Origin of the sequence: Dyella japonica, assembly GCF_040545895.1 — a bacterium.
Classification (GTDB): domain Bacteria; phylum Pseudomonadota; class Gammaproteobacteria; order Xanthomonadales; family Rhodanobacteraceae; genus Dyella; species Dyella japonica_D.
The window spans coordinates 1,432,484-1,458,307 of the sequence record NZ_JBEPMU010000001.1 but is presented as its reverse complement, the minus strand read 5'-3'; the positions used below and the strand labels follow the sequence as shown (position 1 = coordinate 1,458,307).

Below are 25,824 nucleotides of genomic sequence, written 5' to 3'. Positions count from 1 at the left end.
GCGCCATGCCGCGCGGCGGATGCGGCTCAGTCTTCGCTTTCTTCCGATGACTCAACGTCGCCTTCGTCGATCTCGACGTCGTCGGTGGTGCTGCCCTTGGCCAGCTCCTTGAGCAACTGGTAGATCTCGCGATACGCACGCGGCGGCTTGTTGCCGTCCTTTTCGATCTTGGCCTGGCGCACCAGCGAACGCAGGTGCTGGCGATCGACGTTGGGAAACTGCGCGATCACATCGCTCATCGCATTGTCCGGATCGGCCAGCAGGCGATCGCGCGTGGCTTCCAGGCGATGCATCGCTGCGGTTTCCTGGCGCTGCAGGTCGCGGTTTTCGCCGAGCGCAGCCCTTATGCCGTCAAACACGCTGTTCTCATGGCGGCGCATCACCTTGGCCAGAAAGGCCATCTGGCGCTTGCGCGCGCCGTGAGAGGTGATGCGGCGCGTGTTGGCGATTTCGCGCTGCACGTCTTCCGGCAATTCGAGCTTGGCCAGCTTGCTTGGCGGCAGCTCCATCAACTGGTTGGCCAGTGCCAGCACGGCCAAAGCGTCTTTGCGCTGCTGCGTGCGGGTCGGGCCGTAGTCGTGGTCCGGGTTGTCGGTGTAAGTGCGATTCACGGGTTCATTCCAACAGGTGGAGCGGGCGCTCAGGGTGCGGCAACAACGCCATCGAGCAGGTCGGGTTCGGCCTGTTCCAGCGCGAACCGCGGGATGGGCTCGCCATCGAGCTCCACGGTTTCGCAGAACATCACGGCGGGACGCACCCACAGGCCGTAGTCGCCGTAGAGCGCCTGGTAGACCACTACTTCCTCCATGGTTTCGCTGTGCCGGGCCGTGCCCAGGACGCGATAACGCTGGCCTTTGTAGTGGCGGTAGATGCCGGCTGTCAGTGACATGGCGTTCTCCGCGACGCTCTTTGCTTTCGGGCGCGCGACCCCATCTTCCGGAGTTGCGCGGGTAGGACCGCGTATTCTACCCGTTCCCCGTTTTTCTGCAGGAATTCACGTGACCCAGCTCAAGCCCACCCAGGACCGCAGCAACGACGAACTCGACCGCCTGGCCCAATTGGCCGAGGACGTGATCCGCCGGGCCCGCGCCGCTGGCGCCAGCCAGGCCGAGGTCGCCGCCAGCATCGACACGGGGCTGAACGTGAACGTGCGCCTGGGCGAGGTGGAAACGGTGGAGCACACGCGTGACCGCGGTTTCGGGCTCACCGTGTATTTCGGCCAGCGCAAGGGGTCGGCCAGCACGGCCGACCTCAACGCCGATTCGATCCAGGCCACGCTGGAGCAGGCCTGTGCCATCGCCCGCTACACCGAGGAAGACCCGGCCTCGGGTCTGGCCGACGCCTCGCGCATGGCGACCGAATTTCCGGACCTGGATCTGTGGCACCCGTGGCGCATCGAGACCGACCAGGCCATCGCGCTGGGCAAGCAGATCGAAGACGCCGGTCGCGCGCATGCCGGCATCACCAATTCCGACGGCGCCAGCGTGCAGATGGGCGAGAGCCTGGCCGTCTATGCGAATTCGCATGGTTTTCTCGGGCGCGAGCGCGGCACTCGCCACTCATTGTCGGTGGCGCTCATCGCCGGCGACGACGACGGCATGCAGCGCGACTACTGGTACGACAGCGTGCGCTCCGCCGATGATTTCATGAGCCCACAGGCGCTGGGCGACAAGGCGGCACAGCGCACGTTGGCGCGCATGGGCGCGCGTTCGCTTTCCACGCGCCAGGCGCCGGTGTTGTTCACGCCGGACGTGGCGCGCGGCCTGATCGGGCATCTGATCGGCGCGGTGAGCGGCGGCGCGCTGTATCGCCGCGCCAGCTTCCTGCTGGACCACGCGGGCAAGCAGGTGATGCCGTCGTGGATGAACATCGTCGAGCGTCCGTTCCTCATGCGCGGGCAAGGCTCCGGTGCATTCGATGCGGAAGGCGTGGCCACCCGCGACAGCTCGCTGATCGAAAGCGGCGTGCTCGCGCGCTACGTGCTGGGCAGCTACTCGGCGCGCAAGCTGGGGCTGCAGTCCACCGGCAATGCGGGCGGCATCCACAACATGATCGTCGAGCCCGGCCAGGACGATTTCGCCGCGCTGCTCAAGCGCATGGGCACCGGCCTGGTAGTGACTGAGGTGATGGGGCAGGGCGTATCCACGGTGACCGGCGACTATTCGCGCGGCGCGGCGGGTTTCTGGGTGGAGAACGGCCAGATCGTCTACCCGGTCGAAGAGATCACCATCGCAGCGAACCTGCGCGACATGTACGCCAACATCGTGGCCGTGGGTTCGGATGTGGATCATCGCTCGCACCTGCTCACGGGTTCGATCCTGCTGGAGCAGATGACCATCGCGGGTGAGTAGGACCTCTCACACCGGTAATCCGGGCGGACACTTGCTAGGATCAGGGCCGTCAGCTCTCCGCTGACAGAACCATCAGGCCTTTACGACCTAGGAGATGTACGCATGAGCGTTCCGCCCGAGTCCGTCGTACCGCCGCCGTCGAACGGCTCCGCCGTGCCGCCGTCCGATGTCCCTTCCGTCCAGGAGCGCCAATGGGCGATGTTTGCCCATCTGTCCGCCTTGCTGGGCCTCATCGTCACGGGTCACTGGTTCGGCTGGGGGTGTTTCCTCGGGCCACTGATCATCTGGCTGGTGAAGAAGGACACGATGCCCTTCGTCAACGACCAGGGGAAAGAGGCGCTGAACTTCAACATCACCGTGGCCATCGTTTTCTTCGCGCTGTTCGTGCTCACGCTGATCACGCTGGGCCTGGGCGTGTTGATCGCCATCCCTGTCGGCGTGGTGGTCGGTGTGGCCTGGCTGGTGTTCACCATCATCGCGGCCATCCGTGCGAACGAGGGCGTGCGTTATCGCTACCCCTTCACGCTGCGGCTGATCGGTTAGGCCGGCACCCAGGAAAAAGGCGACCTTCGGGTCGCCTTTTTCGTTTCAGTGCAGCCCCACGTAGGTGCGCTTGAAGCCGACTGGCTGTTCGAGCGTGGGCACTTTCCACGCACCCGTCACCACCATCTGCTGGCCATCGGGCGACATTGCCCAGGTCTGGTCGAGCTGCGTGCCATCGGCGTAGCGGATGTTCACCACCAGTTGGCCGCTCATGATCTGGCCGCGCACCATGGCATTGCCGTTGAGCGACTGGCGCGCGACGCCGTCCAGCTTGCCGGTGAGCTGGTCGCCGTTGCTCAAATGCACCTGAAAGGTCTTGGCGTCCTGCTGCACGAGCAACACCGAGTCGGTCTTCAGCGACGGTGGCATCGGATAGGTGGCCGTGGCGATGGGGTCTTTGTCGCCAGCATCCGCGGGTTTGGCGTCGCTGCCGCTGTCGCCGTGACGGCCATGACCGCCGCCACCCATGCCGCCGCCGTGGCCACCGCCACCCATGCCGCCACCGCCCATCCCTCCGCCGCCCATGCCACCGCCATGGCGGCCGCCGCCATGCCCGCCGCTGGCGGGCGCTGCGCTGGATGAGGATGAAGCAGGTGCCGATTGCTGCCGGGCGGCCAGCTCCTTGCGCGCTTCCACGCGCATCGCGGTGGTCAGGCCATCGGCGCTGTCGCTATTGCGATCGTCAAGGCGCCAGGCGCCGGAGAAGTCGGTGCTCTGGGCAAACGCCGTGCCTGCGGCAAGCAAGACGACGGCGCCGAGCCACGGGGCACGGAAAGCACGGACAGGGCGGAAGAGGGGCATCGCGTCGCAACGGTCGGGGATCTATCACGCTGGAACGTTCCAGCGTGGCGACTGTTGACCCGCAGCGGCAGCGGTTAGCGCAGGCGCGCGGCCGCGTAACGGGCCAGTTCTTCCAGCAGGCTGGCGCGTTCGCCGAAGGGTGCGATGGCGTCCAGCGCGTCCTGCGTGAGGCGAGCGAGATGCTCGCGCGACGCTTCCATGCCGATGATCGAGGGGAACGTCGGCTTGTCGGCGGCGGCGTCCTTGCCCGCGGTCTTGCCCAGTACGACCGACTCGCCTTCCACATCGAGAATGTCGTCGCGCACTTGGAACGCCAGGCCGACGGCGTGGCCGTAGCGGTCCAGCGCGGCCAGTTCGTCGTCGGAGGCGCCCGCCGCAAGGCCGCCCAGGTGCACGGCAGCGCGGATCAACGCGCCGGTCTTGCAGGCGTGCATGAACTCCAGCTCGGCCAGCGTCAGCTTGCGGCCCACGGCGGCCAGATCCAGCGCCTGCCCGCCGGCCATGCCGTCGGCACCGCAGGCGCGGCCCAGCACGCGCAGCATCTCGACACAGCGCGCGGGCGAAACGCCGGCGTCCACGTCGTGGGCAAGCAGCTCGAAGGCCAGCGCCTGCAGGGCATCGCCAGCCAGGATGGCCATGGCTTCGCCGAATACGATGTGACAGGTGGGGCGGCCGCGGCGCATGGCGTCGTCGTCCATGGCCGGAAGGTCGTCGTGCACCAGCGAATACGCGTGGATCAGCTCCACCGCCACGGCGGGGGCATCCAGCCGCGAACCTGCTTCGCCGAAGGCGTGGCCGGCGGCGTAGACCAGCAGGGGCCGCAGTCGCTTGCCGCCGCCGAGCACGGCGTAACGCATCGCCCGGTGCAATTCGACCGGTGCAGTGTCTTCAGGGGGAAGCGAACGGACGAGCGTCTCTTCGGCGCGGGCGATCAGCGTTTTGAGCTGTGCGCCGAGCTCAGAGCTCCGGTTCAAAAGGTTCGGCTGTGTCTGGGGCATCGGGATCGAGCAGCATTCGTACGCGCAACTCGGCATTTTCCAATGCCTGCTGGCAATGGCGGTATAGGCCGATGCCGCGTTCGAAGGAGGACAGGGATTCGTCCAGGCTCAATTCACCGCCTTCCATACGCGCAACCAGCTGCTCGAGTTCGTCCAGCGAGTGTTCGAAATCGGCGGCGGGGGCGACGGGGACGGATGCAGACTTGGCCATGGCCCGCAAAGCTAGCGCAGGGGGCGAGTGGAATCAATCACGGCAGGTATCAGTAGGCCGATTGCCATAGCGGACGGGCCTCGCCGAACAGGCTGAGGCCACGCGCCGTAAGCCAGCGGTCGCCCACGCCGATCAGCTCGTCACCCGCATAAAGCAGGGGGCAGGCTAGCCGGCGCCACGGCGGCATGCTGCTCTGCTGGAACAGGTCGCGCAGTTCGCGGGTATGCGCATCGCCCGCGGGGCGAAGCTGCTCGCCGCCGCGGCGAAGCCGGATGGTGAGGGCTTCGGCGAGCCGTCCTTGCGGTTCCATCCGCAGGCTGCCGCCATCGGGCAGGGCCAGCGGTTCGCCCAGCCAGGGAGCGTTCCAGTGCGGGTCGATCGAGGGCTGCGGCGGCAACGCCCACAGCCGTCCCTTCCACACATGCACTTCGGCGCCCGCCCAGCGGATGCAGGGGAGTTGCCCGTCGCGCGCGCTGCATTGGCGTTCGATCTGTTCGCGCTGCGCGGTGGTGGGCGCGGAAAGCCCGCGCGAATGCAGCCAATCGTCGAGCAGGGGATGGCGCAACGCCGGCGACAGGGCGAGCCAGCCGGCGGCATCGAGACTGCCGTTGGTGGTGTCGAGCAAATGCGCCTGCGCGGCACGCCACTGGCGTTCCAGCGTTTCGGTGGCGGAGCGATTGAGGCTGGCGCTGTGGACGATCGATTCCACCGCCTGTGGCCAATGCTGACTGAGGCGCGGCAGGATTTCGTGACGAAGAAAATTCCGCGAGAGGCGCGCGTCCTGGTTCGACGGATCGTCGATGCAGGGCAGTTCGTGCTGCTCCACGTAGCGACGCAATACCTCGCGAGGCGTATCGAGCAACGGGCGCCACAGCAACCCTTCGCCGAGGCGGCGCGTGACGCGCATGCCGCCGAGGCCCTCCGGCCCGGCGCCGCGCAACAACTTCAGCAGAACGGTTTCGGCCTGGTCATCGCGGTGATGCGCCAGCAACAGGCGCTCGCCCCTGCGCAGCGACGCGGCAAAGGCGCGATAACGCGCATCGCGCGCGGCCGCTTCCAGTCCATAGCCACGCGCGTGGTCCACCTCGACGCGCAGCACGAGGCACGCTACGCCCCATTCGTTCGCCAGCTGTTTGCAATGCACGGCCCAGCGATGACTTTGCTCGTGCAGGCCATGGTCGATGTGCAGTGCGCGCAACTCGCGCGCCTGCGCTTGGGGCATTTGCGAGAGTGCGTGCAGCAGGGCGGTGGAGTCGGGGCCGCCGCTGTAGGCCACGCACAAGTGGCCTTGCGGCTCTCGCTGCAAGGCGTGGCGAAGCGTGTCGATCAGCTTATTCACGGGTTGCGGGCTTCTTGCCTTTGTTGCGTACGTAGATCACCTTCGGACGCCCTTCGCCGGGGCTGCGGCGGTCCATGTCGAACAGCGTAGTGGCCGCGATCAGTTCGCTCAGCTTGTTGTAGCCGTAGCTGCGCGCGTCGAAGTTGGGGCGTTGCTTGGTGATGATGGAACCCACGCCGCCCAAGGCCGCCCAGCCGTCGTCGTCCGATGCGGCTTCCAGCGCATTGCGCAGCAGGTTCACCAGGCTGGAATCCTGCTTGAGCTGCGCCGCCGTGCGCGGCTTGAGCGGTTGTTCCTCATCCGGCTTGGCGGCAAGGATGTCGGTGTAGATGAACTTGTCGCATGCCGCCACGAAGGGGTCGGGCGTCTTGCGTTCGCCAAAGCCGTAGACGATCAAGCCGGATTCGCGGATGCGTGCGGCCAGTCGCGTGAAATCGCTGTCGCTGGAGACGATGCAGAAACCATCGAAGCGACCGGAATACAGCAAGTCCATCGCGTCGATGATCATCGCCGAGTCGGTGGCGTTCTTGCCGCTGGTGTAACCGAATTGCTGGATCGGCTGGATCGACTGCGTGAGCAGTTGCTCCTTCCAGCTTTTCAGGTGATTGGACGTCCAATCGCCATAGGCGCGCTTGACGTGCGCGGTGCCGTACTTCGCCACCTCGGCCAGCAGCGGTTCGGCGATGGCCGGCTGCGCGTTGTCGGCATCGATGAGGACGGCGAGCTTGGTGGCGTGTTCGTTGGCCATGGACGCGTTTCCGGGCGGCGTTGTCACCGATGGTAGCGCGCGTGCGTGAGTGGGCGGTGACGCGCGCCCAACGGCGCTGTGCAGTCAGGCGAGGCTGGTGCGGAAATTGAGTTCCACTGTTACGCCGGCGGGATCGAGCAGGAACAACTGGACCTGTTCCGGCGAGCCGCCAACGCGATAGGGCACGCCGGCCCGATCGAGCGTAGCCTGCATGCGCGGTGCGTCTTCGCAGGCCAGGGCGATGTGGGCGATCCAGCCGGTCGGTGCGGGTTCGCCGTGGGCTTCTTCGATCACGCTGAGGTGGATCAGCGGCGCGCCACCGGCGTAGAGCCAATGGCCGCGGGAACGCACGATGGGACGCGGGCCTTCTTCGAAGCCGAGCACGTCGATGTAGAAGCGCCTCGCCTGCTCGATGAGGTTGGCCGGCGCGCGCAGGTTGACGTGGTCCAGCCTGCGCACGCTCATGACGGCTTATTCCGTGTACGCGCCGTAGCCGCGCAGGCGCTTGTAGCGCAGTTCCATCAGGTCCTTGATGGGCAGCGCTTCCAGCTCGTCGAGCTGGTTGAGCAGCACGGCCTTGAGGCGCACGGCCATCGAATGCGGATTGCGATGCGCGCCACCCAACGGTTCGCGCACGACCTTGTCGATCAGGCCCAGCTCCAGCAGGCGCGGCGCGGTGAGGCCCAGCGCCTCGGCGGCGTCGCGCGCCTTCTCGGCGCTCTTCCACAGGATGGACGCGCAGCCTTCCGGCGAGATCACGGAATACGTGGAGTACTGCAGCATGACGGTGCGATCGCCCACGCCGATGGCGAGCGCGCCGCCCGAACCGCCTTCACCGATGACGGTGCAGACGATGGGCGTTTTCAGGTCCGCCATTTCCAGCAGGTTGCGGGCGATGGCTTCGGACTGGCCGCGCTCTTCCGCGCCCACGCCCGGGTAGGCGCCTGGGGTATCGATCAGGGTGATCAGCGGCAGGCCGAAACGCTCGGCCATCTTCATCAGGCGCAGCGCCTTGCGGTAGCCCTCGGGACGCGGCATGCCGAAGTTGCGGCGCACCTTGCCCTTGGTATCGCGCGCCTTCTGGTGGCCGATGATCATCACCGAGCGGCCATTGATGCGACCCAGGCCGCCCACGATGGCGGCGTCATCGGCATAGGCACGGTCGCCCGCCAGCTCGTGGAACTCGTCGCACATCACGCTGATGTAGTCGAGCGTGTACGGACGACCCGGATGGCGCGACAGCTGCGTCACCTGCCACGGCGTGAGGTTGCGGAAGATCTCGTTGGTCTTGAGCTTCAGCTTCTCGCGCAGGCGGGCGACTTCTTCGTCGATATTGAACGCCTGCCCGTGACTGGCATGGCGAAGCTCTTCAATCTTCGCGTCCAGCTCGGCGATGGGTTGTTCGAAATCGAGGAAGTTGGGATTCATTCGGTGCAGTTCATGACACGGAAGCGCGCAAGTATACCGGGCCGCGGAATTTCGCGGGAACGGGGGCGTATGGGGTTAGGAAAGGGTGAAAAGCGTCGCTGGGCTGTGCCGCCATGCGGTAGGTGGGAATTGGCTAGGCCATCCCCTCTCTCCACCGTGAAGGTGGCAAGACCTCGGCCCTCTAGCCACCGGAGAGGAGGCGCCAAGGCGTGCAACGTTCGGCTCTAAGTCCTCAACACCGCCTTACTCGCGATGTGGCCACACCGCTGTTTAGGGAGATCGTGACGATCCGGGCTCCAAATCCCTCGGGTTCGTATACCGCAGTCAGTGTGAGCTCTTGAGGCCATTCTCTTTGGGTTACTTTCGACGCGAAGCTAGTCCCCGTGGGATCTCTTGGGCCAGCAAGAGAAAAGTGACTCGAGCGGCGGCAGCCGATCGAAACGCCCGCCGCGTAGGCGGCACGCTGGCGGGAGCGTTGCAGAGGGGCGGCAGCAACACTGCCGCCTAAACGAAGGGCAAAGGCACTGGATGACCAGCCATTCGGCTGTTGAAAAAGCGCCTCCTGCTTTCGCAGGAATGACGATCAAAAGCTAGATTCCGGCCTGCGCCGGGATGACGAGCTAGGGGCTCAATCGCCCCGCGGCCGATCATCCGTCTTCACGATGCGCAGCTTGGCCGCCTCCACGCCCGGCACCGCCCGGATCGCGCGCAGGAGCTCGGGGATGGCGTCCACCCGCCATTCCTCACCCAGTTCCAGGTCGGCCTGTGCGGTGGCGTTGTGGTAGCCGTGAAGAATCACACTGGCTCGCCCACCCCGGTACCCGGCCAGCGTGCGACGAAGGTCCTCGATGAAAGTGGGGTTCACCCCGTTCAGTTTCAAACGCAGCAGACGCGCATATCGGCGGCAGGCATCGCCCAGGGTGTAGGCGCTGCGGGCGCGCAGTGCGAAGCCGCCGCCGGAGAAATCGTCGATGCGCAGGCCGCCTTCCACCACCAGCAGTTCGTCGCGCGTGAGCAGCGGCGCGACCTGCTGGTAGAGCTCGCCAAAAAAACTCACTTCGACGATGCCGGTGCCGTCTTCGAGGCGCACGAACGCGTCGCTATCGCCGCGCTTGCGGATGGCGGTAACCATGCCGGCGACGGTCCACGGCGTATCGGGGCCGCGGCGGAAGCGGTTGTTGTCGCCGTCGTCGTTCTTGCGCGGCTTGGGTGGCTGGTAGCGCTCGGCGATCTCGCCCAGCGGGCAGGTGGAAAGCTGGGCGAGTTCGTCCTTCCACGGATCGGTGGGATGGCCGGAAAGGTAGTGGCCCAGGGTGTCGCGTTCGCCTTGCAGCAACTGCTCCAGCGGCCACTCCGGCACGGTGGGCAGCTCCACCTGCACGACGGGCGCGACGCTTCCCATCATGGCGCCGAACATGTCGTTCTGGCCGCTCTGGCGATCGCGCAGATGCTGCTCGGCCACTTTCATCGCGTTCGGCAATTGCGCCATCAGGCTGGCGCGATTGTCCGCCAGCGCGTCGAGCGAGCCGGAGAGAATCAATGCTTCCAGCACGCGTCGATTGAGCTTGGTCGAATCCACGCGACGACAGAAATCGGGCAGGTCCTTGTACGGGCCGTTGCGCTTGCGCTCGTCGGCAATCGCTTCGCACGCGCCCTGGCCCACGCCCTTGATGGCGCCCAGGCCGTAGCGGATCACCTTCGGCTCCACCGCCACGAACATGAACTCGGACGCGTTCACGTCCGGCGGCAGCACCTTCAGGCCAATGGCCTTCGACTCGTCGATGAAGGTGACGGCCTTGTCGGTGTTGTCCATGTCCGACGAAATCGTCGCGGCCATGAACTCGGCGGGGTAGTGCGCCTTCAGCCATGCGGTTTGATACGACACCAACGCGTACGCGGCAGCGTGCGACTTGTTAAAGCCGTAGCCGGCGAACTTCTCCATCACGTCGAAGATTTCGTCGGCCTTGGTGCTGCCGACGCCGTCCTTCGCGGCACCCTCGCGGAACTTGGCGCGTTCCTTCGCCATTTCCTCGACTTTCTTCTTGCCCATCGCGCGGCGCAGCAGGTCGGCGCCGCCGAGCGTATAACCGCCCACGATCTGCGCCATCTGCATCACCTGCTCCTGATAGACCATGATGCCGTAGGTCTCTTTCAGGACGGGTTCGACGCGCGGATCGGGGTACACCACTTCTTCGCGGCCGTGCTTGCGCGCCACGAAGCTGGGGATCAGGTCCATCGGGCCGGGGCGATACAGTGCGCCCAGGGCGATCAGGTCTTCGAAACGGTCGGCCTTCGCATCCTTGAGCATGCGCTGCATGCCGGCCGATTCGAACTGGAAGATCGCCACCGTCTGCGCTTTCTTGAACACCTCGTTGTAGGTGTACGCGTCATCCAGCGGCAGCGCGGAAATATCCAGCGCTTCTTCGCCGGTTTTCGCGCGGCGCAGATTGATCGCCTTCACGGCCCAATCGATGATGGTCAGCGTGCGCAGGCCGAGGAAGTCGAACTTCACCAGGCCGACCGCTTCCACGTCGTCCTTGTCGTACTGCGTGACCACGCCCGCGCCACCCGGTTCGCAGTACAGCGGAGCGAACTCGGTGAGCGGCTTGGGACCGATCACCACGCCGCCGGCGTGCTTGCCGACGTTGCGCGTGAGGCTTTCCAGGCTCAACGCCAGGTCGATCAGCGTGCGTGCTTCTTCGTCCTGCTCGTAGAGTTCGCAGAATTCCTTGACGATGCGATCGGGTTCTTTCTTTGCCTTTTCCGAACGACCCAGCGCGCATTGCAGCGTGAGGTCGAGCGGGCGCGCGGGAATGAGCTTGGCGATGCGATCGACGGCGTTGTAGCCCATGCCGAGTACGCGGCCGGAGTCGCGCAGCACGGCCTTCGCGGCCATGGAACCGTAGGTGATGATCTGGCTGACGTGGTCACGGCCGTATTTGCGCGCGACGTAGTCGATCACCTCGTCGCGGCGATCCATGCAGAAGTCGATGTCGAAGTCGGGCATCGACACGCGTTCGGGATTGAGGAATCGCTCGAACAGCAGGTCGAACTGGATCGGGTCCAGGTCGGTGATCTTGAGTACCCACGCCACCAGCGAACCCGCGCCCGAACCGCGGCCCGGGCCGACGGGAATGCCGTTCTGCTTACCCCAGTTGATGAAGTCCGCCACGATCAGGAAGTAGCCGGGGAAGCCCATCTTGATGATGACGTCCAGCTCGCGTTCCAGGCGCGTTTCGTATTCCTCGCGCGTGCGGCCGGGCGCCACGCCGGCGAACTCAAGACGTTCCCGCAGGCCTTCGCGCGAGATCGCGCGGATGTAGCTGGCCAGGTCGTGGCCTTCCGGCACCGGAAAGTCGGGCAGGTAGTACGTGCCGAAATCGAGCTGCAACGTGCAGCGCTTGGCCAGCTCGACGGTGTTTTCCAGCGCCTCGGGAAGGTCGGCGAACAACGCTTCCATTTCCTCGGGCGACTTGAGGTATTGCTGGTCGCTGTAGTCGCGCGGGCGCTTGGGGTCGGCGAGCACGCGTCCCTGGTTGATGCACACGCGTGCTTCGTGCGATTCGAAGTTGTCCGCCTTGAGGAAGCGCACGTCGTTGCTGGCGATGACGGGAAGGTCGAGCTGCGCGGCGAGCGCCAGCGCGGCTACGTTCCAGTTTTCCTCGCCTTCGCGGCCGGTGCGCGTGAGTTCGAGATAGAGGCGGTCGGCCATCAGGTTGGCGAACGGACGCAGGCGCGCTGCCGCGTTGTCCACGCCCTGGTTCACGGCGATGCGCCCGGCTTCGCTTTCGCGGCCGAGCAGGGCGATCAGGCCCTTGGTGGTTTCCGGCGTGAGCCAGCTGGCATCGACCAGCGCGCGTCCACTGTGCTGGCCGTCGCGCCACGCGCGCGACACCAGCCGCGACAAATTCAGATAACCCTCGCGGTCCTGGCAGATGAGGGTGAGACGCCAGGGGCGCGGGTCATCGGGTGCGCTCACCCACACGTCGCAACCGCCGATCGGCTTGATGCCGGCCGCGCTGCAGGCCTTGTAGAACTTCACCAGCGCGAACATGTTGCTGTCGTCGGTCAGCGCGACGGCCGGAATACCCAGGCGCACGCACGCTTCAACCAGCCCCTTGATGCGGATGGTCGAGTCGACCAGCGAGTATTCGCTGTGAAGGTGGAGGTGAGCGAAGCGGACGGACATGGCGCACGCGCAAGATGGATGTCCAGCCTAACGGTGCGGCACGGGGCGGGCAAGAATTGACATTGGTTCCGCCCCGGCTTTTCCGCGCGGTATCAGGAGGATGCCGGGCTTGCGCTGGCGGTGCTTGGCGCTTCGGGCGCGGGCTGGGCGAGCAACTCGTCCACTTCGGTCATGATGGTGTTCAGCGAGTCTTCGCCGTAGCCGGTATGGACGTGGGCGATGCGCCCATCGCGCCCGATCATCACCATGAAGGGCAGGCCGTTGATCTTGTATGGCTTGCCGATGCGGTTGTCCGCGGCGTCGTAGGTGAGGATGACGTCGAGGTTCTTCCAGCGGCGGCGCAAGTCCTTGAACTTGTCGTATTCGTCGTCGTGGTTCACGCCGACGACCTTCAGCTCGTCAGCGCCTTTCAGTTTCTGCAGCGCCGCGAGCACCGGCAGCTCCTTCCGGCAATAAGCGCACCACGAGGCCCAGAAGGACACGATGATCACCTTGCCGTGCATGCCCGAGATGAGCACGTCGTGTCCGTCGCGGTCGTGGCCGAGATAGTCCGGCGGCACCTCGCCCGGAGCCGGCAGCGCCTGGCAGAAGGTGGCCATGCCCAGGGCCAGCACGGCAAGTGCATTTCGCATCGAGCGTTTCATGGCGTCTCCCCTTTGACCGGCCAAGCATAGCCGAGGCGTGGAGACCCGCATCGGGCCGAGGCAGGCCGGACCTGTGGCGGTTGCAGGGAAGGCCGGGGACTGGCATGGTCCGGTGCTTTATCCATCTGGACGGCAGCCTTGGCGCTCGCCGGGGAAGCACTGATGTCATTGATCCGTTCGCTGTTCACCGTCAAGCCTATCGAGGCCTCGCTCTCGGCCAGCGACAACATGCGGCGCACGCTGGGGCTGAAGGACTTGATCGTCCTGGGCGTGGGTGCGGTGATCGGCGCGGGCATCTTCGTGATCACCGGCCAGGCGGCCGCCGAGCATGCCGGTCCGGCGCTCACCATATCCTTCGTGCTGGCCGGACTCGCCGCCGCGCTGGCGGCGCTGAGCTACGCGGAATTCGCGGCCATGCTGCCGGTGTCGGGCAGTGCGTATGTCTACGCGTACGCGACGTTCGGCGAATTGCTGGCCTGGTTCATCGGGTGGAACGTGGTGGCCGAGTATCTGCTGGCGGTGTCGTCGGTGGCGGTGGGCTGGTCCGGTTACGGCGTGGGCCTGTTGCACAGCATGGGCATCGACGTGCCGGCCGTGCTGGCGAATGCGCCGCTGGCATTCGTCGACGGGCACTTCGTGGTGACCGGTGCGTTGATCAATCTGCCAGCGCTGTTGGTAGTCGCCGCGATCACCGCGCTGCTGTATTCCGGCACGCGCCAGTCGACGCTGTTCGCCAGCGTCGTGGTGGTGCTCAAGGTGCTGGTGGTGATCCTGTTCGTGGTGTTCGGCCTGCAGTACATCGACACCTCGCTGTGGCACCCGTACGTGCCGGCGAACCAGGGCGGGACGCATTACGGCTGGAGCGGCGTGTTCCGCGCGGCGACCAGCGTGTTCTACGCATACATCGGTTTCGACGCGGTGGCGACGGCGGCGCAGGAAACGCGCAACCCGCAGCAGAACGTGCCGGCCGGCATCCTCATCTCGCTGGCCGTGTGCACGGTGCTCTACATCATCGTGGCGGCGGTGCTGACGGGCCTGGTGCCGTATCCGCAGCTGGCTACGGCCGAGCCGGTGGCCACCGCGCTGGCGGCCCATCCGCAGCTTGCGTGGCTGAAGTTGCTGACGCAGGTGGGCGCCGTGGCCGGTCTGACGTCGGTGATCCTGGTGATGCACCTGGGCCTGGCGCGCATTCTCTACACGATGGCTGGCGATGGCCTGCTGCCGCGTACGTTTGGCGCGGTGCATGAGCGCTTCAAGACGCCGCATCGCACGACCGTGCTGGTGGGCGTGATTGGCGGCGTGCTTGCCGCGGTGTTTCCGCTGAGCCTGCTGGGCGATCTGCTTTCCATGGGCACGCTGCTGGCGTTTGCCACGGTGTGCATCGGCGTGCTGGTGCTGCGCCACACGCGCCCGGATCTGCCGCGTGGGTTCCGCGTGCCCGCCGCACCGGCGGTGTGCTCGCTCGGTGTGATCGTGTGCCTGTTCCTGCTGGCGCAGATGAATGCCGGCAACTGGATGCTGCTCGCCGGCTGGACCGCGCTGGGCATGCTCATCTACATCGGCTACGGCTACCGGCACAGCGCACTCAGGGCGCGCGGCTGAGCACGCATCGCGCGGCGACGATGGCGCTCCATCGTCGCCGACCTCCGGTTCACCAGATGTGGAAGCGCTCGCTCATGTCGTATGGCTGGAGGTAGTGGTCCAGTCCCTGCACCCTTAGCGGTTGGCGGTCGTAGTCGACGTGCTGGTATTCGGCCTCGGCGATCGCGGACATCTCATCGGGTGTGAGTTGCGACGACGGTGTGAGGTTGGGGCTGACGTCAGGGTCGTTTGGGCGGCGGTAGGTGCTCATGACGCAACTCCTGCGGTCGAATGCGCGCTTGGAGTTCGAGAGCCCACGCCGCTGGGGAGGCCGCGTGGGGCCAGCATCCGTGCCTGATGGAAGCACACCGCACCGTGGTGCGTTGCATGGGGTGAGCCGAGCGCCGGTGGCTTCGCTTCCTTATCCCTTCGGATGCAGCTGCAGCGAAAAAGGTTGCTTCGACGTACGCGTGGCGGCAGCCTGCGCTGCTCCTTGATTTCAAGCGTAGCTTAGCGCTGTTGCGCGCCGATGACGTGGGTCATTGGGCATGCAGGAAGAGGCACGGATTGGCCTCGCTGTTGCATTCGGCGATGCGGTATCAGCGCTCGCGAGAGCAGCCTTCAGCTCAGAACAGAACGCCCTGGTCCACCAGGATTTTCACCGGCGCAAAGCTGCGCCGATGATGCGGGCAGGGACCAAGCCGCTGCAGTGCGGCCAGATGCGCAGGCGTGCCATAGCCCTTGTGTTCGGCGAAGCCATAACCGGGATGCTCGCGATCGAGCTGCACCATCCAGCGGTCGCGCGTGACCTTGGCGAGAATGGATGCGGCACTGATGGCAGGTTCCAGTGCGTCGCCACCGACGATGGCGCGTCCCGCGCAGGGAAGGTCGCGTGGCAGTGCGTTGCCGTCGATCCACGCTTCGTGCGCGGAAGGCGTGAGCCCCGCCAGCGCGCGGCTCATGCCCGTCATGGTGGCCTGGAAAATATTGATGCGGTCAATCTCGTCGGACATCACCAAAACGATGCTGTAGGACAGCGCGCGTTCCACGATTTTCTCGTAGAGCGATTCGCGCTTGGCGTGCGTAAGTTTCTTGGAGTCGTCCAGGCCGCGGATGCGTGGCTTGGATGGATCGAGAATCACCGCAGCCACGGCCACGGGACCAGCCAGTGGCCCACGTCCCGCTTCGTCCACGCCAGCGATAAAGCGCACGACGGCATCGGCGGCAGGCGCCTCGCGACGCGTCCTGGCCTTCACCTCAACCATGGCGTGCCTCGATCAGTTCCGCGACGGCGTTGGCGGCAAGATCGCCGGCGTGCCCTTCGAGATTGCCACGCAACGCAAGATGCAATTGCTCGAACGCGGCCACGATGGCGCCGCGCCTTTCGCTGTCGTGAAACAGCGACAGCGTGGCCTCGGCCAGCTTGTCGGCGGTGAAATCATCCTGCATCAGTTCGGGAACCAGCACCACGTCGTCGCCCATGCCGTTGGCGCGGGCCAGAATATTGGGCAGCGAATAGACGTCCGTCTTGAGCATGTTAAGCGCGCGCGCAATGCGGTAGCTCACCGGCGACACGCGGTAACCCACCACCATGGGGCGCTTGGCCAGCATCGCTTCCAGCGTGGCCGTACCCGAGGCGAGCATCACCACGTCGGCCGCGAGCATGGCTTCGTGCGCGTGACCGTCGATGAGTTGCGGCGCGCTTTCGCCTTCGGCGTGGCCGATGATTTCTTTCAGGCTGGCGTGCACGCGCTCGTTCGCGGCGGGCACGATGATGCGCAGTCCCGGCATCTGTGCCGCGATCTTGCGCGCGGCTTCGATGAAGGCCGCGCCCAGCTGCTTGATTTCGGAACCGCGACTTCCCGGCAATACGGCAAGCACGGGAACACTGAGCGGAATGCCGAGGAAATCGCGTGCGCCGATGCGATCCGACACCAGCGCAAAGCGATCGGCCAGCGGATGCCCTACGAAGCGCGCGTCGACGCCGTGACGTGCGTAGATGGCCGGTTCCATCGGGAACAGGCACAGCACGCGGTTGGCGCTGCGTCCGATTTTCTCCGTACGCTTTTCGCGCCACGCCCAGACCGAAGGGCTCACGTAGTGCACGGTGCGGATGCCGGCTTCGCGCAGGCGCTTTTCGACGCCGAGGTTGAAGTCGGGCGCATCGATGCCGACCACCACGTCGGGGCGCGCGGCGATGAGCCGTGCCACCAGCTCCTTGCGCAGCTTCAACAGTCGCGGCAAATGCGAGACGACTTCGGCGAAGCCGAACAGCGACAGTTCCTTGATGTCGTACCAGGAATCGAAGCCGGTGGCCTGCATGCGCGCACCGCCGATGCCGACGAAGCGCGCCTCGGGATAACGGCGGCGAAGCGCGGCGACCAGGTCGGCACCCAGCTGATCGCCGGAATCTTCGCCGGCAATCACGGCGATGGTGGGGGCGCGCCTTGTCACCTGGTTCTCAAGCATGTCGCCATCCGCCGTAAGAGCCAGCGCCTGTTTTGTTGATATGAGCAAAGCCCATATCAACGCGCCAGCGAGCGCTCGCTGCGATCGAGGAATTCCAGCATGGCGCGCACGTCGTCGCTGTCGTTGGCCTGCGTGCTCAGCTGCTCGCGTGCGTCGGCCAAGGTGAGGCCGGCCATGTACAGCGTGCGGTACGCGCGCTTGATCGCCGAAATGCGCGTGGTGTCGAAGCCGCGGCGCTTGAGGCCTTCGCTGTTGATGCCGCGCGGACGGCCGCGCTGCTCGTTGGCCATCATCACGAACGGAGGCACGTCCGAGCCCAGCAGGCAGCCCATGCCAATGAAGGCATGCGCGCCGATCTTGCAGAACTGGTGCGCGCCCGAGAAACCGGCCATCACCACCCAGTCGCCCACTTCCACGTGGCCAGCCAGCGCGGAGTAGTTGGAGAACACGGTGTTGTTGCCGATCTGGCAGTCGTGGGCTACGTGCACGTACGCCAGCAGCCAGTTGTCGTTGCCGATGCGCGTGGCGCCGCCGCCTTCTTCGGTGCCACGGTTGATGGTGACGAACTCGCGGATCTGGTTGCGGTCGCCGATGATCAGCTCGGTGCGCTCGCCCTTGAACTTCTTGTCCTGCGGCGCGCCACCCAGCGAGGCGAACTGGCTGATGTGGTTCTCGCGGCCGATGCGCGTGGGACCTTCGATGACCACGTGCGGACCAATCACCGACCCTTCGCCAATATGCACGTCGGCACCGATCACGCTGTACGCGCCGATGCTGACGTCATTGGCAATGACGGCAGAAGGATCGATCTGCGCGGTGGCATGGATCATTTGTCGGACCTCGCGGCGCACATCAGTTCGCAGCTGGCCACTTCCTTGCCGTTGACGATGGTGCGCGCCTCGAACAGGCCCATGCTGCGCAGCAGGCGCTTGAGTTCCACTTCGAGGCGGAGCTGGTCGCCCGGCACCACCGGTGCGTTGAAGCGCGCATTGTCCACCTTGGCCAGGTAGAACAGCGGGCTGCCCGTGGTGCCCTTGAGGCGGCTGGAGATCTGCGTGAGCAGGCCGGCGGCCTGCGCCATGGCTTCCACGATGAGCACGCCCGGCATCACCGGATGACCAGGGAAATGGCCCTGGAAGAACGGCTCGTTGATCGTCACGTTCTTGATCGCCACGGCGCTCTTGTCGGGCACCAGCTCGATCACGCGGTCCACCAGCAGGAACGGATAGCGGTGCGGCAGCAGCTGCTGGATCTGTTCCACGTTCACGGGAAGGTGGAAGGGCACGGTCAGGTCACTCATTGTTGCTGTCCTTCTCCAGCGCCGAGATCCGGCGCGCGTATTCATCAAGATGCTTGAAACGGGCTGCGTTGCGCCGCCACAGGCGGTTCTCCTGCAGCGGAACGCCCGAAGAGTATTCGCCCGGCTCGCGTATGGAGTGCGTGACCAGGCTCTTGGCGGTAATGGTAACCCGGTCGGCCAGCTCCAGATGGCCCAGCACGCCAGCATTGCCGCCGATCATGCAATAACGGCCGATCTTGGCACTGCCGGCCACGGCGGCACAGCCTGCCAAAGCAGTATGCGCACCGATGTAGACGTTGTGGGCGATCTGGATCTGGTTATCCAGCCGCACGTCTTCCTCGAGCACGGTGTCGTCCAGCGCGCCGCGGTCGATGGTGGTGTTGGCGCCGATCTCGCAGTCGTCGCCGATGCGCACGCCGCCCAGCTGGGGCAGCTTGATCCAGTGATCGCGGTCGAAGGCGAGGCCGAAGCCGTCCGATCCGATCACCGCACCCGGATGCACCAGCACGCGCTTGCCCAGGGTGACGCGGATGACCAGGGTCACGCGCGCCACCAAGCGGCATTGTGCGCCCACCGTGCACTCGGGGCCGATGATGCAATGCGGGCCGAGGATGGCGCCGTCTTCCACCACGGCACCGTCTTCGATCACGCAGCCCGGGCCAATGCTCGCGGTGGGCGCGACACGGGCCGTCGGCGCCACCACGGCGGTGGGATGGACGCCCTGCGGCGCCGCGGGCAGGCGTTCGAACAGGGCGGCGATCTTGGCGTAGACCACGTACGGGTCGCGGGCCACCAGGGCGATGCCCGGGCTGTCGGCGACGTTCTCCTCGCGCATCACTACCACGCCGGCCCGCGTGGCGGCCAGTTGCGAGGCGTACTTGCTGTTGGAGAGGAAGCTCAACTGGCTGGGGCCTGCGCCAGCGAGGGTGCCGACGCCATCGATGACGTGCGAGCCGTCGCCATGGCACACCAGGCCAAAACGCTCGGCCAGCTCGGATACGGTGATCTGGAAAACGCTCATATCAGCTCCCTGCAATCGATGCATTGTAGGGCGGCCCGTGAAGGGCATCAAAAAATCGCATCGCGCCAGCGATGGTGGCCGCAAAAAAGAAGGCGCGGCCATGCCGCGCCTCCTGGTGGTTCGATCCCTGGACTGCCGGTTGGTTAGAACTGGCTGCCGAAGGTGAACTGGATGCGCTCTTCGTAGTGACCATCATCCGCCTGGGTGCGCAGCGGCACCGCAAAGTTGATGATCAGCGGGCCGATCGGCGCTTGCCAGTGCAGCGACAGGCCGGTGGAGACGCGCAGCGTCTTGGCCGTGAAGCTCTGGTAATCCTGGTAAGCATTGCCGACGTCCACGAACCACGACACGCGAGCCGTGTTGATGTCCTTGAGGAACGGCAGCGGCAGGTACAGCTCCGCCGTGCCCAGCACCTTGAACGCACCACCCAGCGGCTGCGCGTAGCTGTACACGCTGCCGTTACAGGTGCCGTTCGCCGACGGCGTGATCGGCACCTGCTTGCCGCTGGCGTCGGCCACGGTGCCCACGCAGACGCGGGGACCGAGCGTGTTGTCCTGGAAGCCGCGAACGTCGCGCACACCGCCGGAGTAGAAGTTTTCCCAGAATGGGAAGGTGATCTTCTCGCCAGCCGTGTAGGTGGTGCCGCCGTCGTTGTCGAAGGTCTGGCCGTAGGTCTTGCCGTAGCCGACCTGACCGTCCACATAGAGCACGAAGCCCTTGCCGATCGGCCAGTAATGATTCGCCTCGCCCATGATCTTGTAGTACTGCACGGTCGAGCCGGGCAGGGCGATATCGGTCGACAGCGAGATCAAGCCACCGCGGGTCGGCGCCCAGTAACCGTTGCGCGTGTCATGGTTCCAGCCCAGCGTGGCATCCCACGTGTGGATGGTCTGGTGGCCCAGCGCGTTCTGGTAGTCGATCAGCACCTGCGGCGAGTAGTTGGCCGTCTGCGTAACCGTGTTGCCGTTCTCGTCGACGGTCAGGTACTGGTAGCTGAGGTTGATCTTGTTGCTGCTGAGGCCCAGGCCCGCGCGGATGTTGTCCGTTTCGGAGATCGGGAAGCTCAGGAAGCTGGAGAACGACTTCATCGAACTTTCGTAGTTCACGAAGTCGCTGTTGGTGTCGCCGTAGTTGCTCTTGGTGTAGCCGGCGTTGTAACCGATACCCACGCCGCTGTCGGTGAGGTACGGGTTGAAGTAGCTGGCGTTGATGCTGGTGGAGTAGTCGCTGCGCGACGCACCCACGGTGAAGCTGTCACCGGTGCCCATGAAGTTGTTCTGCGACACCGACGCGGACAGGATGATGCCCGAGTACTGCGAGTAGCCCACGCCGAACATCAGGCTGCCGGCGGACTGTTCTTCCACCTTCACCGTCAGGTCGACCTGGTCTTCGGTGCCCGGCACCAGCGCCTTGTCGATGTTGACCGTCTTGAAGTAACCCAGGCGCTGCAGGCGGATCTTCGAACGGTCGATGGCCGGCTGGGAGAACCAGCTGCCTTCCAGCTGACGCATTTCGCGGCGCATCACATCGTCTTCCGTGCGGGTGTTGCCCTGGAAGATCACGCGGCGCACGTACACGCGCTTGCCCGGCTCGATGTAGAGCGTGAGGTCGACGGTGCGCTTGTCCTTGTCGAGCTTGGGCACCGGCGTCACCTTGGCGAACGCGTAACCGATGCTCGCCAGGATGTTCTTGATCGAATTGGTGCTCGCCTCGATCGCCTTGCGATTGAAGGTGTCGCCCTTGTGCACGTACACCAGCTGGTGCAGCGCATCTTCGGGGAGAATCAGTTCGCCCAGCAGGTGCACGTCGGAGATGGTGTAGATGTCACCTTCCTTGACGCTCGCGGCGATGTACATCGAGCGCTTGTCCGGCGCGATGGTCACCTGCGTGGAGTCGACGCCGAAGTCGGCGTAGCCGCGGTCCATGTAGTAGGACTGCAGTTTCTCCAGGTCGCCCGAGAGCTTTTCGCGCGAGTACTGGTCGTCCTTCGAATACCATGACAGCAGGTTGGACGTGTCCGACTCGAAACCCTTGCGGATGTCCTTGTCGGTGAACGCCTTGTTGCCGACGATGTTGATTTCCTTGATCTTCGCGACCTTGCCTTCGCGAATTTCGATATCGATGGCGACGCGGTTGCGATCGAGCTGGGTCACGTGCGGATCGACCGACACGTTGTACTTGCCGCGGTTGTAGTACTGGCGCACCAGTTCCTGCTGCACGCGATCGAGCGACAGGCGATCGAAGGTTTCACCTTCGGACAGGCCGATTTCCTTCAGGCCCTTGCGCAGATCTTCTTCTTTGATGTCCTTGTTGCCGCGCAGGGTGAGCTTGGCGATCGAGGGACGCTCGACCACCTTGATGACCATGATGTCGCCTTCGCGATCGATTTCGACGTCGCTGAAGAACTTGGTCTGGTAAAGGGCGCGAATGGCGCGCTGGGCGCCGTCGTTGGTCAGGCGGTCGCCACGGTTGACCGGCAGGTAATTGAGCACCGTACCGGCGGAAATGCGGCTGAGGCCATCGATACGGATATCGGAAACGACGAACGGCTCGAAAGCGAGGGCATTGGCGGAGAGTGAGGCAAGCAGGATCAGGGCGGCGATACGCTTCATCGTCGATTCCGTTGGTTTATTCCGATGAGGCGGCCGAAACCGCCCCGATCAATACGTGAAGCCAGGACAAGCCCAGCCTTGAAAGGGTGCTTGCATCTTCCCCAGATGCGCCGGGTGAACCACCGCCGTGTGCCCGTGGCAAGCGCGTGATCGCGCACGCCGCAGGTACACCTGTCCGTCGGACGAAAGCGCGACTTTCGGCAAAGCCGGCGCGCGTCACGTGGGCAGGAAGCGGTGGATGTCGTTGTAGAAAGCCAATCCCATTAACGTGAACAACATGACTAGGCCGACATACTGACCTGCCATCATCGCACGTTCGCTGACGGGGCTGCCTTTAACCAACTCAATAAGGTAATACAGCAGCCAACCACCGTCCAAGACGGGAATCGGCATGAGGTTGAGGATCGCAAGACTTAGCGAGACCATGGCCAGGAAGCTGAAGAACCAGCCCATCCCCATGCTCGCCGAGGCATTGGCGACCTGGGCGATGCCGATGACGCCCGAGAGATTCTTGGTCGATGCCTGACCGGTCAACATCTTGCCGATCATGTTGAACGTGGAGGCGGCGCTGTTCCAGGTCATCTCCAGCGAACCGCCGATGGCCTTGAGCGGACCATAGCGAAGCACGGCCGGTTCGCGCTGGGCGAACTGCACGCCGATCACCCAATTGGTCGGCTGGCCTTCCAGCGACTCCATGCGGGCCGTGACGGAGAGCGGGAGGGTCTTGCCGCCACGTTCCACCACGATGGCCAGGGTCGGCGACTTGGCCGCTTCCTGCGGCACCAGGCGCTGGAACTCCTCGTAACTGTCCACCGCGGTGCCGTTGAGACCGATCACGCGGTCGCCGCCCTGCATGCCGCCCACCGAGGCAGGTTTGCCGGGAAGCACGAGGGCCACGACGGCCGGCGAGGGGGCGAGCTTGAGGCCGAGTTCGTCCAGGTACTGGCCAATGTCCTGGCCGGCCGGAAGGTGGTCTAGCGGCAGCACGAGGTTGCGCGTGGCGCCGTCCGTGCCGCGCACCTGCATGGGCAGCGGATCGCGGCCGAGCAGGGAGTTGGCGACGACATCCATGGAGTCGCTCCATGTCTGCACCGCGCGCCCGCCCACGCTAAGAATACGGTCACCGGTTTGGACGCCTGCCTGCGCGGCAATGCTCTGCGGCACCGCGGCGATGACGGGCGCCACGTCCGGTTTGCCGACGATGAACATCAGCCAGAACGCGAACAGCGTGAAGATGAGATTGAACGCGGGGCCGGCGGCCACGATGGCGATGCGTTGCCATACGGGTTTGGCGGTGAATTCCTGGCCGGCGAGTGCGGGATCGACCTCACCTTCGCGGGCGTCGAGCATCTTTACGTAGCCGCCCAGGGGAATCATGGCCACCTGGTATTCGGTGCCGTCCTTGCCGATGCGCTTCCAGATGGCCTTGCCGAAACCCACGGAGAAACGCAGCACCTTGACGCCGCAACGCCGTGCCACCCAGTAGTGTCCAAATTCGTGAAAGGTCACCAACACGCCGAGCGTGACGAGCAACCAAAACACTGAGCCAAATACACTATTCATCGGTGAGAGCTTATCAGGCTTGTCAGCAAGCGTTGCGAAGGATGCGGCGGGCGACCTCGCGGGCCGTGCGGTCGCGTTCATTCAGGGTCTGGACATCGACCACAGCTTGCGGCGGCAGTTCCGTAAGTACGCTCTCGACGAGATCGGCGATGCCGAGGAAGGGGAGCGCGCCGGCCAGGAATGCCTCCACGGCAACCTCGTTGGCGGCGTTGAGAATGGCGGTGGCGTCACCGCCCGCGCGCAGGGCCTGGAAGGCCAGCGCAAGGCAGCGGAAGGTGGCCAGGTCGGGCTGCTGGAAGGTCAGCGGCGCGCAGGCGGCGAGATCCAGCGGGGCGACGCCAGCCTCGATGCGCGTCGGCCACGCCAGCGCATGCGCGATGGCCGTACGCATGTCCGGGTTGCCCAGCTGGGCGAGCACCGAACCGTCGACGTACTCGACCATCGAATGCACCAGGCTTTGCGGATGCACCAGCACGTCGATGACGTCGGGCGCCGCGCCAAACAGGTGGTGCGCCTCGATGACTTCCAGGCCCTTGTTCATCAGGGTGGCGGAGTCCACCGAGATCTTGCGGCCCATCACCCAGTTCGGGTGCTTGCATGCTTGCTCGGGCGTGACGCCGGCAAGCTCCGCGCGGGTACGGCCACGGAACGGGCCGCCGGAGGCGGTCAGGATGAGGCGACGTACGCCACTGGCCGCCAGGTTGGGGCGTCCGCCCGGCAGGCACTGGAAGATGGCGTTGTGTTCCGAATCCACCGGAATCAGTTCGCCGCCGCCGACGGCCAGCGCTTCCAGTAGGAGCGCGCCGGCCATCACGATGGATTCCTTGTTGGCCAGCAGCAGGCGCTTGCCGGTGCGCGCCGCGGCCAAGGTCGAGTCGAGTCCCGCCGCGCCCACGATGGCGGCAACCACTGTGTCGCAAAGAGTGCCCGACGCCGCTTGCGTCACGGCGTCGTGCCCGCTGGCGAAATCGCAGTCCACGCCTGCCGCGCTCAGGCGACGGGACAGCTCGCCTTCCAGTGCGGGATCGGCAATGACCGCGAGTTCCGGGCGAAAACGGATACACAGTTCGGCCAGCGCAGCAACGTTGCTGTGCGCCGCGAGCACGGTGGCGCGAAAACGATCGGGATGGCGGGCGATGACGTCGAGTGTGCTGCCACCGATCGAGCCGGTAGCGCCGAGCACGGCAACCTTGCGAAGCGCGTGACTCATAGACCCAGCAGAAGCATGCCGGCAGCGAAGACGGGCAGGGCCGCGAACACGCTGTCGAGGCGATCAAGCAGGCCGCCGTGGCCGGGGAACAGGCTGCCGGAATCCTTCACCGCGGCATGCCGCTTCATCAGGCTTTCCAACAGGTCGCCCACGATGGAGGCGACCACCACGAACACCGACAGCACGAGCACGCCGACAAGCTTGCTGCCCGTGGCGCCGAGCATCGAGCCGCCCACGCCCGCCACGATGGCGCCGGCAACGAAGGCGCCATACACGCCCGCCCAGGTCTTGCCCGGGCTGATGGTGGGCGCGAGCTTGCGGCGACCGAACTGTCGGCCACTGAAATAGGCGCCGATGTCAGCGGCCCAGACAATGAACAGGGCCACCAGCGTCCACCAGTTGCCGTGATCGGACGAGCCGTGGATGGTCACCGCGGCGATCCACGTCGGAACGATCACGAGGAAGCCCGCGCCCAGCTTCATCAGGCAGTTTTCGCGGGTGGGCGCAGCGCCAAAAGCAAAGTGGCGCAGCCACTGTCCCACCACGATCCACCAGCTCACGCCGATGCCAATGAGCAACGGCCAGGCGATGCCTCCGCGGATCCACCAGCACAGCGCGAACACCACGGCGGTGAGCAGGAGCAGGGCGGCGCGCGGCGCGGTTTCCTTCAGGCCCGACAGGCGGGTCCATTCCCACATGGCGGCCAGGAAGGCGGCGGCGACGATGGCGGCAAAGATGCCCGTGGGCGCCAGCAGGATCAGCGCGATCACCAGCGGAGCGAGCAGCAGTGCGGTCAGGGTGCGCTGGAGCAGCATG

Annotated in this window: 24 protein-coding genes; 3 read left to right on the top strand and 21 right to left on the bottom strand. The window is 65.4% G+C overall.

The genetic code is table 11. The annotated features are described in order from the left end of the window. Window positions 1-26: 26 nt before the first annotated feature. Entirely contained in the window at window positions 27-611 is a 585-nt protein-coding gene (gene yjgA / locus ABIC75_RS06470; RefSeq protein ID WP_354013009.1) for a ribosome biogenesis factor YjgA, read from the bottom strand. A gap of 29 nt (window positions 612-640) precedes the next feature. After that, entirely contained in the window at window positions 641-889 is a 249-nt protein-coding gene (locus tag ABIC75_RS06465) for a DUF1653 domain-containing protein (RefSeq protein WP_354013008.1), read from the bottom strand. 109 nt (window positions 890-998) lie between these two features. Here ABIC75_RS06465 and pmbA point away from each other — a divergent pair, with 109 nt between their 5' ends. Next, window positions 999-2,351 carry a metalloprotease PmbA gene (pmbA, locus tag ABIC75_RS06460; protein WP_354013007.1) on the top strand — a complete coding sequence of 451 codons (1,353 nt, stop codon included), beginning with the start codon at window positions 999-1,001 and terminating at the stop codon, window positions 2,349-2,351. 102 nt (window positions 2,352-2,453) lie between these two features. Continuing rightward, on the top strand, window positions 2,454-2,894 hold the full coding sequence (locus ABIC75_RS06455; protein ID WP_354013006.1) for a DUF4870 domain-containing protein: 441 nt from the start codon (window positions 2,454-2,456) through the stop codon (window positions 2,892-2,894). Between the two features lie 45 nt (window positions 2,895-2,939). Here the strand turns inward: ABIC75_RS06455 and ABIC75_RS06450 are convergent, their stop codons facing one another. From ABIC75_RS06450 to ABIC75_RS06410, 9 genes are all read right to left on the bottom strand, one after another. Then, entirely contained in the window at window positions 2,940-3,638 is a 699-nt protein-coding gene (locus tag ABIC75_RS06450; protein ID WP_354013005.1) for a hypothetical protein, read from the bottom strand. Between the two features lie 131 nt (window positions 3,639-3,769). Next, a complete protein-coding gene (locus ABIC75_RS06445) occupies window positions 3,770-4,669 on the bottom strand; it encodes a polyprenyl synthetase family protein (protein WP_436407877.1) in 900 nt (299 codons plus the stop codon). After that, window positions 4,653-4,904 (bottom strand): exodeoxyribonuclease VII small subunit, encoded by a 252-nt coding sequence (locus ABIC75_RS06440; protein ID WP_354013004.1) that lies wholly within the window; start codon window positions 4,902-4,904, stop codon window positions 4,653-4,655. The genes ABIC75_RS06445 and ABIC75_RS06440 overlap by 17 nt, the downstream gene beginning before the upstream one ends. Before the next feature lie 49 nt (window positions 4,905-4,953). Further along, complete coding sequence (gene tilS / locus ABIC75_RS06435) at window positions 4,954-6,243, bottom strand: tRNA lysidine(34) synthetase TilS (RefSeq protein WP_354013003.1); 1,290 nt, start codon at window positions 6,241-6,243, stop codon at window positions 4,954-4,956. Then, window positions 6,236-6,991, bottom strand: coding sequence for an NYN domain-containing protein (locus ABIC75_RS06430; RefSeq protein WP_354013002.1), 756 nt, complete (start codon window positions 6,989-6,991; stop codon window positions 6,236-6,238). The genes tilS and ABIC75_RS06430 overlap by 8 nt, the downstream gene beginning before the upstream one ends. A gap of 84 nt (window positions 6,992-7,075) precedes the next feature. Further along, window positions 7,076-7,456, bottom strand: coding sequence for a VOC family protein (locus ABIC75_RS06425; RefSeq protein WP_354013001.1), 381 nt, complete (start codon window positions 7,454-7,456; stop codon window positions 7,076-7,078). A 6-nt stretch (window positions 7,457-7,462) separates the two neighbouring features. Continuing rightward, complete coding sequence (locus ABIC75_RS06420; protein WP_354013000.1) at window positions 7,463-8,419, bottom strand: acetyl-CoA carboxylase carboxyltransferase subunit alpha; 957 nt, start codon at window positions 8,417-8,419, stop codon at window positions 7,463-7,465. A gap of 628 nt (window positions 8,420-9,047) precedes the next feature. Next, window positions 9,048-12,608, bottom strand: a complete 3,561-nt coding sequence (gene dnaE, locus ABIC75_RS06415; protein ID WP_354012999.1) for a DNA polymerase III subunit alpha — start codon at window positions 12,606-12,608, stop codon at window positions 9,048-9,050. Window positions 12,609-12,700: 92 nt separating this feature from the next. Beyond that, window positions 12,701-13,252: a TlpA family protein disulfide reductase gene (locus ABIC75_RS06410; RefSeq protein WP_354012998.1), complete on the bottom strand. Its 552-nt coding sequence runs from the start codon at window positions 13,250-13,252 to the stop codon at window positions 12,701-12,703. A gap of 168 nt (window positions 13,253-13,420) precedes the next feature. On the opposite strand from ABIC75_RS06410, the gene ABIC75_RS06405 reads away from it, so the two are divergent. Next, on the top strand, window positions 13,421-14,854 hold the full coding sequence (locus tag ABIC75_RS06405) for an amino acid permease (protein WP_436407888.1): 1,434 nt from the start codon (window positions 13,421-13,423) through the stop codon (window positions 14,852-14,854). A gap of 49 nt (window positions 14,855-14,903) precedes the next feature. Here ABIC75_RS06405 and ABIC75_RS06400 read toward each other — a convergent pair whose 3' ends face one another. From ABIC75_RS06400 to ABIC75_RS06355, 10 genes are all read right to left on the bottom strand, one after another. After that, window positions 14,904-15,104, bottom strand: a complete 201-nt coding sequence (locus ABIC75_RS06400; RefSeq protein WP_354012997.1) for a hypothetical protein — start codon at window positions 15,102-15,104, stop codon at window positions 14,904-14,906. 355 nt (window positions 15,105-15,459) lie between these two features. Continuing rightward, window positions 15,460-16,098, bottom strand: coding sequence for a ribonuclease HII (locus ABIC75_RS06395; protein ID WP_354012996.1), 639 nt, complete (start codon window positions 16,096-16,098; stop codon window positions 15,460-15,462). Next, entirely contained in the window at window positions 16,091-17,302 is a 1,212-nt protein-coding gene (gene lpxB, locus ABIC75_RS06390) for a lipid-A-disaccharide synthase (protein WP_354012995.1), read from the bottom strand. The genes ABIC75_RS06395 and lpxB overlap by 8 nt, the downstream gene beginning before the upstream one ends. A gap of 56 nt (window positions 17,303-17,358) precedes the next feature. Continuing rightward, the gene (lpxA, locus tag ABIC75_RS06385) at window positions 17,359-18,132 is read right to left on the bottom strand and encodes an acyl-ACP--UDP-N-acetylglucosamine O-acyltransferase (RefSeq protein WP_354012994.1); all 774 of its coding nucleotides are present in this window, start codon (window positions 18,130-18,132) and stop codon (window positions 17,359-17,361) included. Further along, complete coding sequence (gene fabZ / locus ABIC75_RS06380) at window positions 18,129-18,602, bottom strand: 3-hydroxyacyl-ACP dehydratase FabZ (RefSeq protein WP_046972869.1); 474 nt, start codon at window positions 18,600-18,602, stop codon at window positions 18,129-18,131. Before fabZ ends, lpxA begins: the two co-directional genes overlap by 4 nt. After that, complete coding sequence (gene lpxD, locus ABIC75_RS06375) at window positions 18,595-19,623, bottom strand: UDP-3-O-(3-hydroxymyristoyl)glucosamine N-acyltransferase (RefSeq protein WP_354012993.1); 1,029 nt, start codon at window positions 19,621-19,623, stop codon at window positions 18,595-18,597. Before lpxD ends, fabZ begins: the two co-directional genes overlap by 8 nt. 143 nt (window positions 19,624-19,766) lie before the next feature. Then, window positions 19,767-22,235: an outer membrane protein assembly factor BamA gene (gene bamA, locus ABIC75_RS06370; RefSeq protein ID WP_354012992.1), complete on the bottom strand. Its 2,469-nt coding sequence runs from the start codon at window positions 22,233-22,235 to the stop codon at window positions 19,767-19,769. A 216-nt stretch (window positions 22,236-22,451) separates the two neighbouring features. Then, a complete protein-coding gene (rseP, locus tag ABIC75_RS06365) occupies window positions 22,452-23,798 on the bottom strand; it encodes an RIP metalloprotease RseP (protein WP_354012991.1) in 1,347 nt (448 codons plus the stop codon). 22 nt (window positions 23,799-23,820) lie between these two features. After that, the gene (locus tag ABIC75_RS06360; protein ID WP_354012990.1) at window positions 23,821-25,008 is read right to left on the bottom strand and encodes a 1-deoxy-D-xylulose-5-phosphate reductoisomerase; all 1,188 of its coding nucleotides are present in this window, start codon (window positions 25,006-25,008) and stop codon (window positions 23,821-23,823) included. Then, window positions 25,005-25,823, bottom strand: coding sequence for a phosphatidate cytidylyltransferase (locus ABIC75_RS06355; RefSeq protein WP_354012989.1), 819 nt, complete (start codon window positions 25,821-25,823; stop codon window positions 25,005-25,007). The genes ABIC75_RS06360 and ABIC75_RS06355 overlap by 4 nt, the downstream gene beginning before the upstream one ends. Between the last annotated feature and the right edge of the window lies 1 nt (window position 25,824).

What these genes read in the sequence shown, in the direction of transcription:
- ABIC75_RS06465 (WP_354013008.1), bottom strand. Translation starts at nt 889, where the DNA reads ATGTCACTGACAGCCGGCATCTACCGCCACTACAAAGGCCAGCGTTAT.
- ABIC75_RS06455 (WP_354013006.1), top strand. Translation starts at nt 2,454, where the DNA reads ATGAGCGTTCCGCCCGAGTCCGTCGTACCGCCGCCGTCGAACGGCTCC.
- ABIC75_RS06440 (WP_354013004.1), bottom strand. Translation starts at nt 4,904, where the DNA reads ATGGCCAAGTCTGCATCCGTCCCCGTCGCCCCCGCCGCCGATTTCGAA.
- ABIC75_RS06430 (WP_354013002.1), bottom strand. Translation starts at nt 6,991, where the DNA reads ATGGCCAACGAACACGCCACCAAGCTCGCCGTCCTCATCGATGCCGAC.
- ABIC75_RS06425 (WP_354013001.1), bottom strand. Translation starts at nt 7,456, where the DNA reads ATGAGCGTGCGCAGGCTGGACCACGTCAACCTGCGCGCGCCGGCCAAC.
- ABIC75_RS06420 (WP_354013000.1), bottom strand. Translation starts at nt 8,419, where the DNA reads ATGAATCCCAACTTCCTCGATTTCGAACAACCCATCGCCGAGCTGGAC.
- dnaE (WP_354012999.1), bottom strand. Translation starts at nt 12,608, where the DNA reads ATGTCCGTCCGCTTCGCTCACCTCCACCTTCACAGCGAATACTCGCTG.
- ABIC75_RS06410 (WP_354012998.1), bottom strand. Translation starts at nt 13,252, where the DNA reads ATGAAACGCTCGATGCGAAATGCACTTGCCGTGCTGGCCCTGGGCATG.
- ABIC75_RS06400 (WP_354012997.1), bottom strand. Translation starts at nt 15,104, where the DNA reads ATGAGCACCTACCGCCGCCCAAACGACCCTGACGTCAGCCCCAACCTC.
- ABIC75_RS06395 (WP_354012996.1), bottom strand. Translation starts at nt 16,098, where the DNA reads ATGGTTGAGGTGAAGGCCAGGACGCGTCGCGAGGCGCCTGCCGCCGAT.
- lpxB (WP_354012995.1), bottom strand. Translation starts at nt 17,302, where the DNA reads ATGCTTGAGAACCAGGTGACAAGGCGCGCCCCCACCATCGCCGTGATT.
- lpxA (WP_354012994.1), bottom strand. Translation starts at nt 18,132, where the DNA reads ATGATCCATGCCACCGCGCAGATCGATCCTTCTGCCGTCATTGCCAAT.
- fabZ (WP_046972869.1), bottom strand. Translation starts at nt 18,602, where the DNA reads ATGAGTGACCTGACCGTGCCCTTCCACCTTCCCGTGAACGTGGAACAG.
- lpxD (WP_354012993.1), bottom strand. Translation starts at nt 19,623, where the DNA reads ATGAGCGTTTTCCAGATCACCGTATCCGAGCTGGCCGAGCGTTTTGGC.
- bamA (WP_354012992.1), bottom strand. Translation starts at nt 22,235, where the DNA reads ATGAAGCGTATCGCCGCCCTGATCCTGCTTGCCTCACTCTCCGCCAAT.
- rseP (WP_354012991.1), bottom strand. Translation starts at nt 23,798, where the DNA reads ATGAATAGTGTATTTGGCTCAGTGTTTTGGTTGCTCGTCACGCTCGGC.
- ABIC75_RS06360 (WP_354012990.1), bottom strand. Translation starts at nt 25,008, where the DNA reads ATGAGTCACGCGCTTCGCAAGGTTGCCGTGCTCGGCGCTACCGGCTCG.
- ABIC75_RS06355 (WP_354012989.1), bottom strand. Translation starts at nt 25,823, where the DNA reads ATGCTGCTCCAGCGCACCCTGACCGCACTGCTGCTCGCTCCGCTGGTG.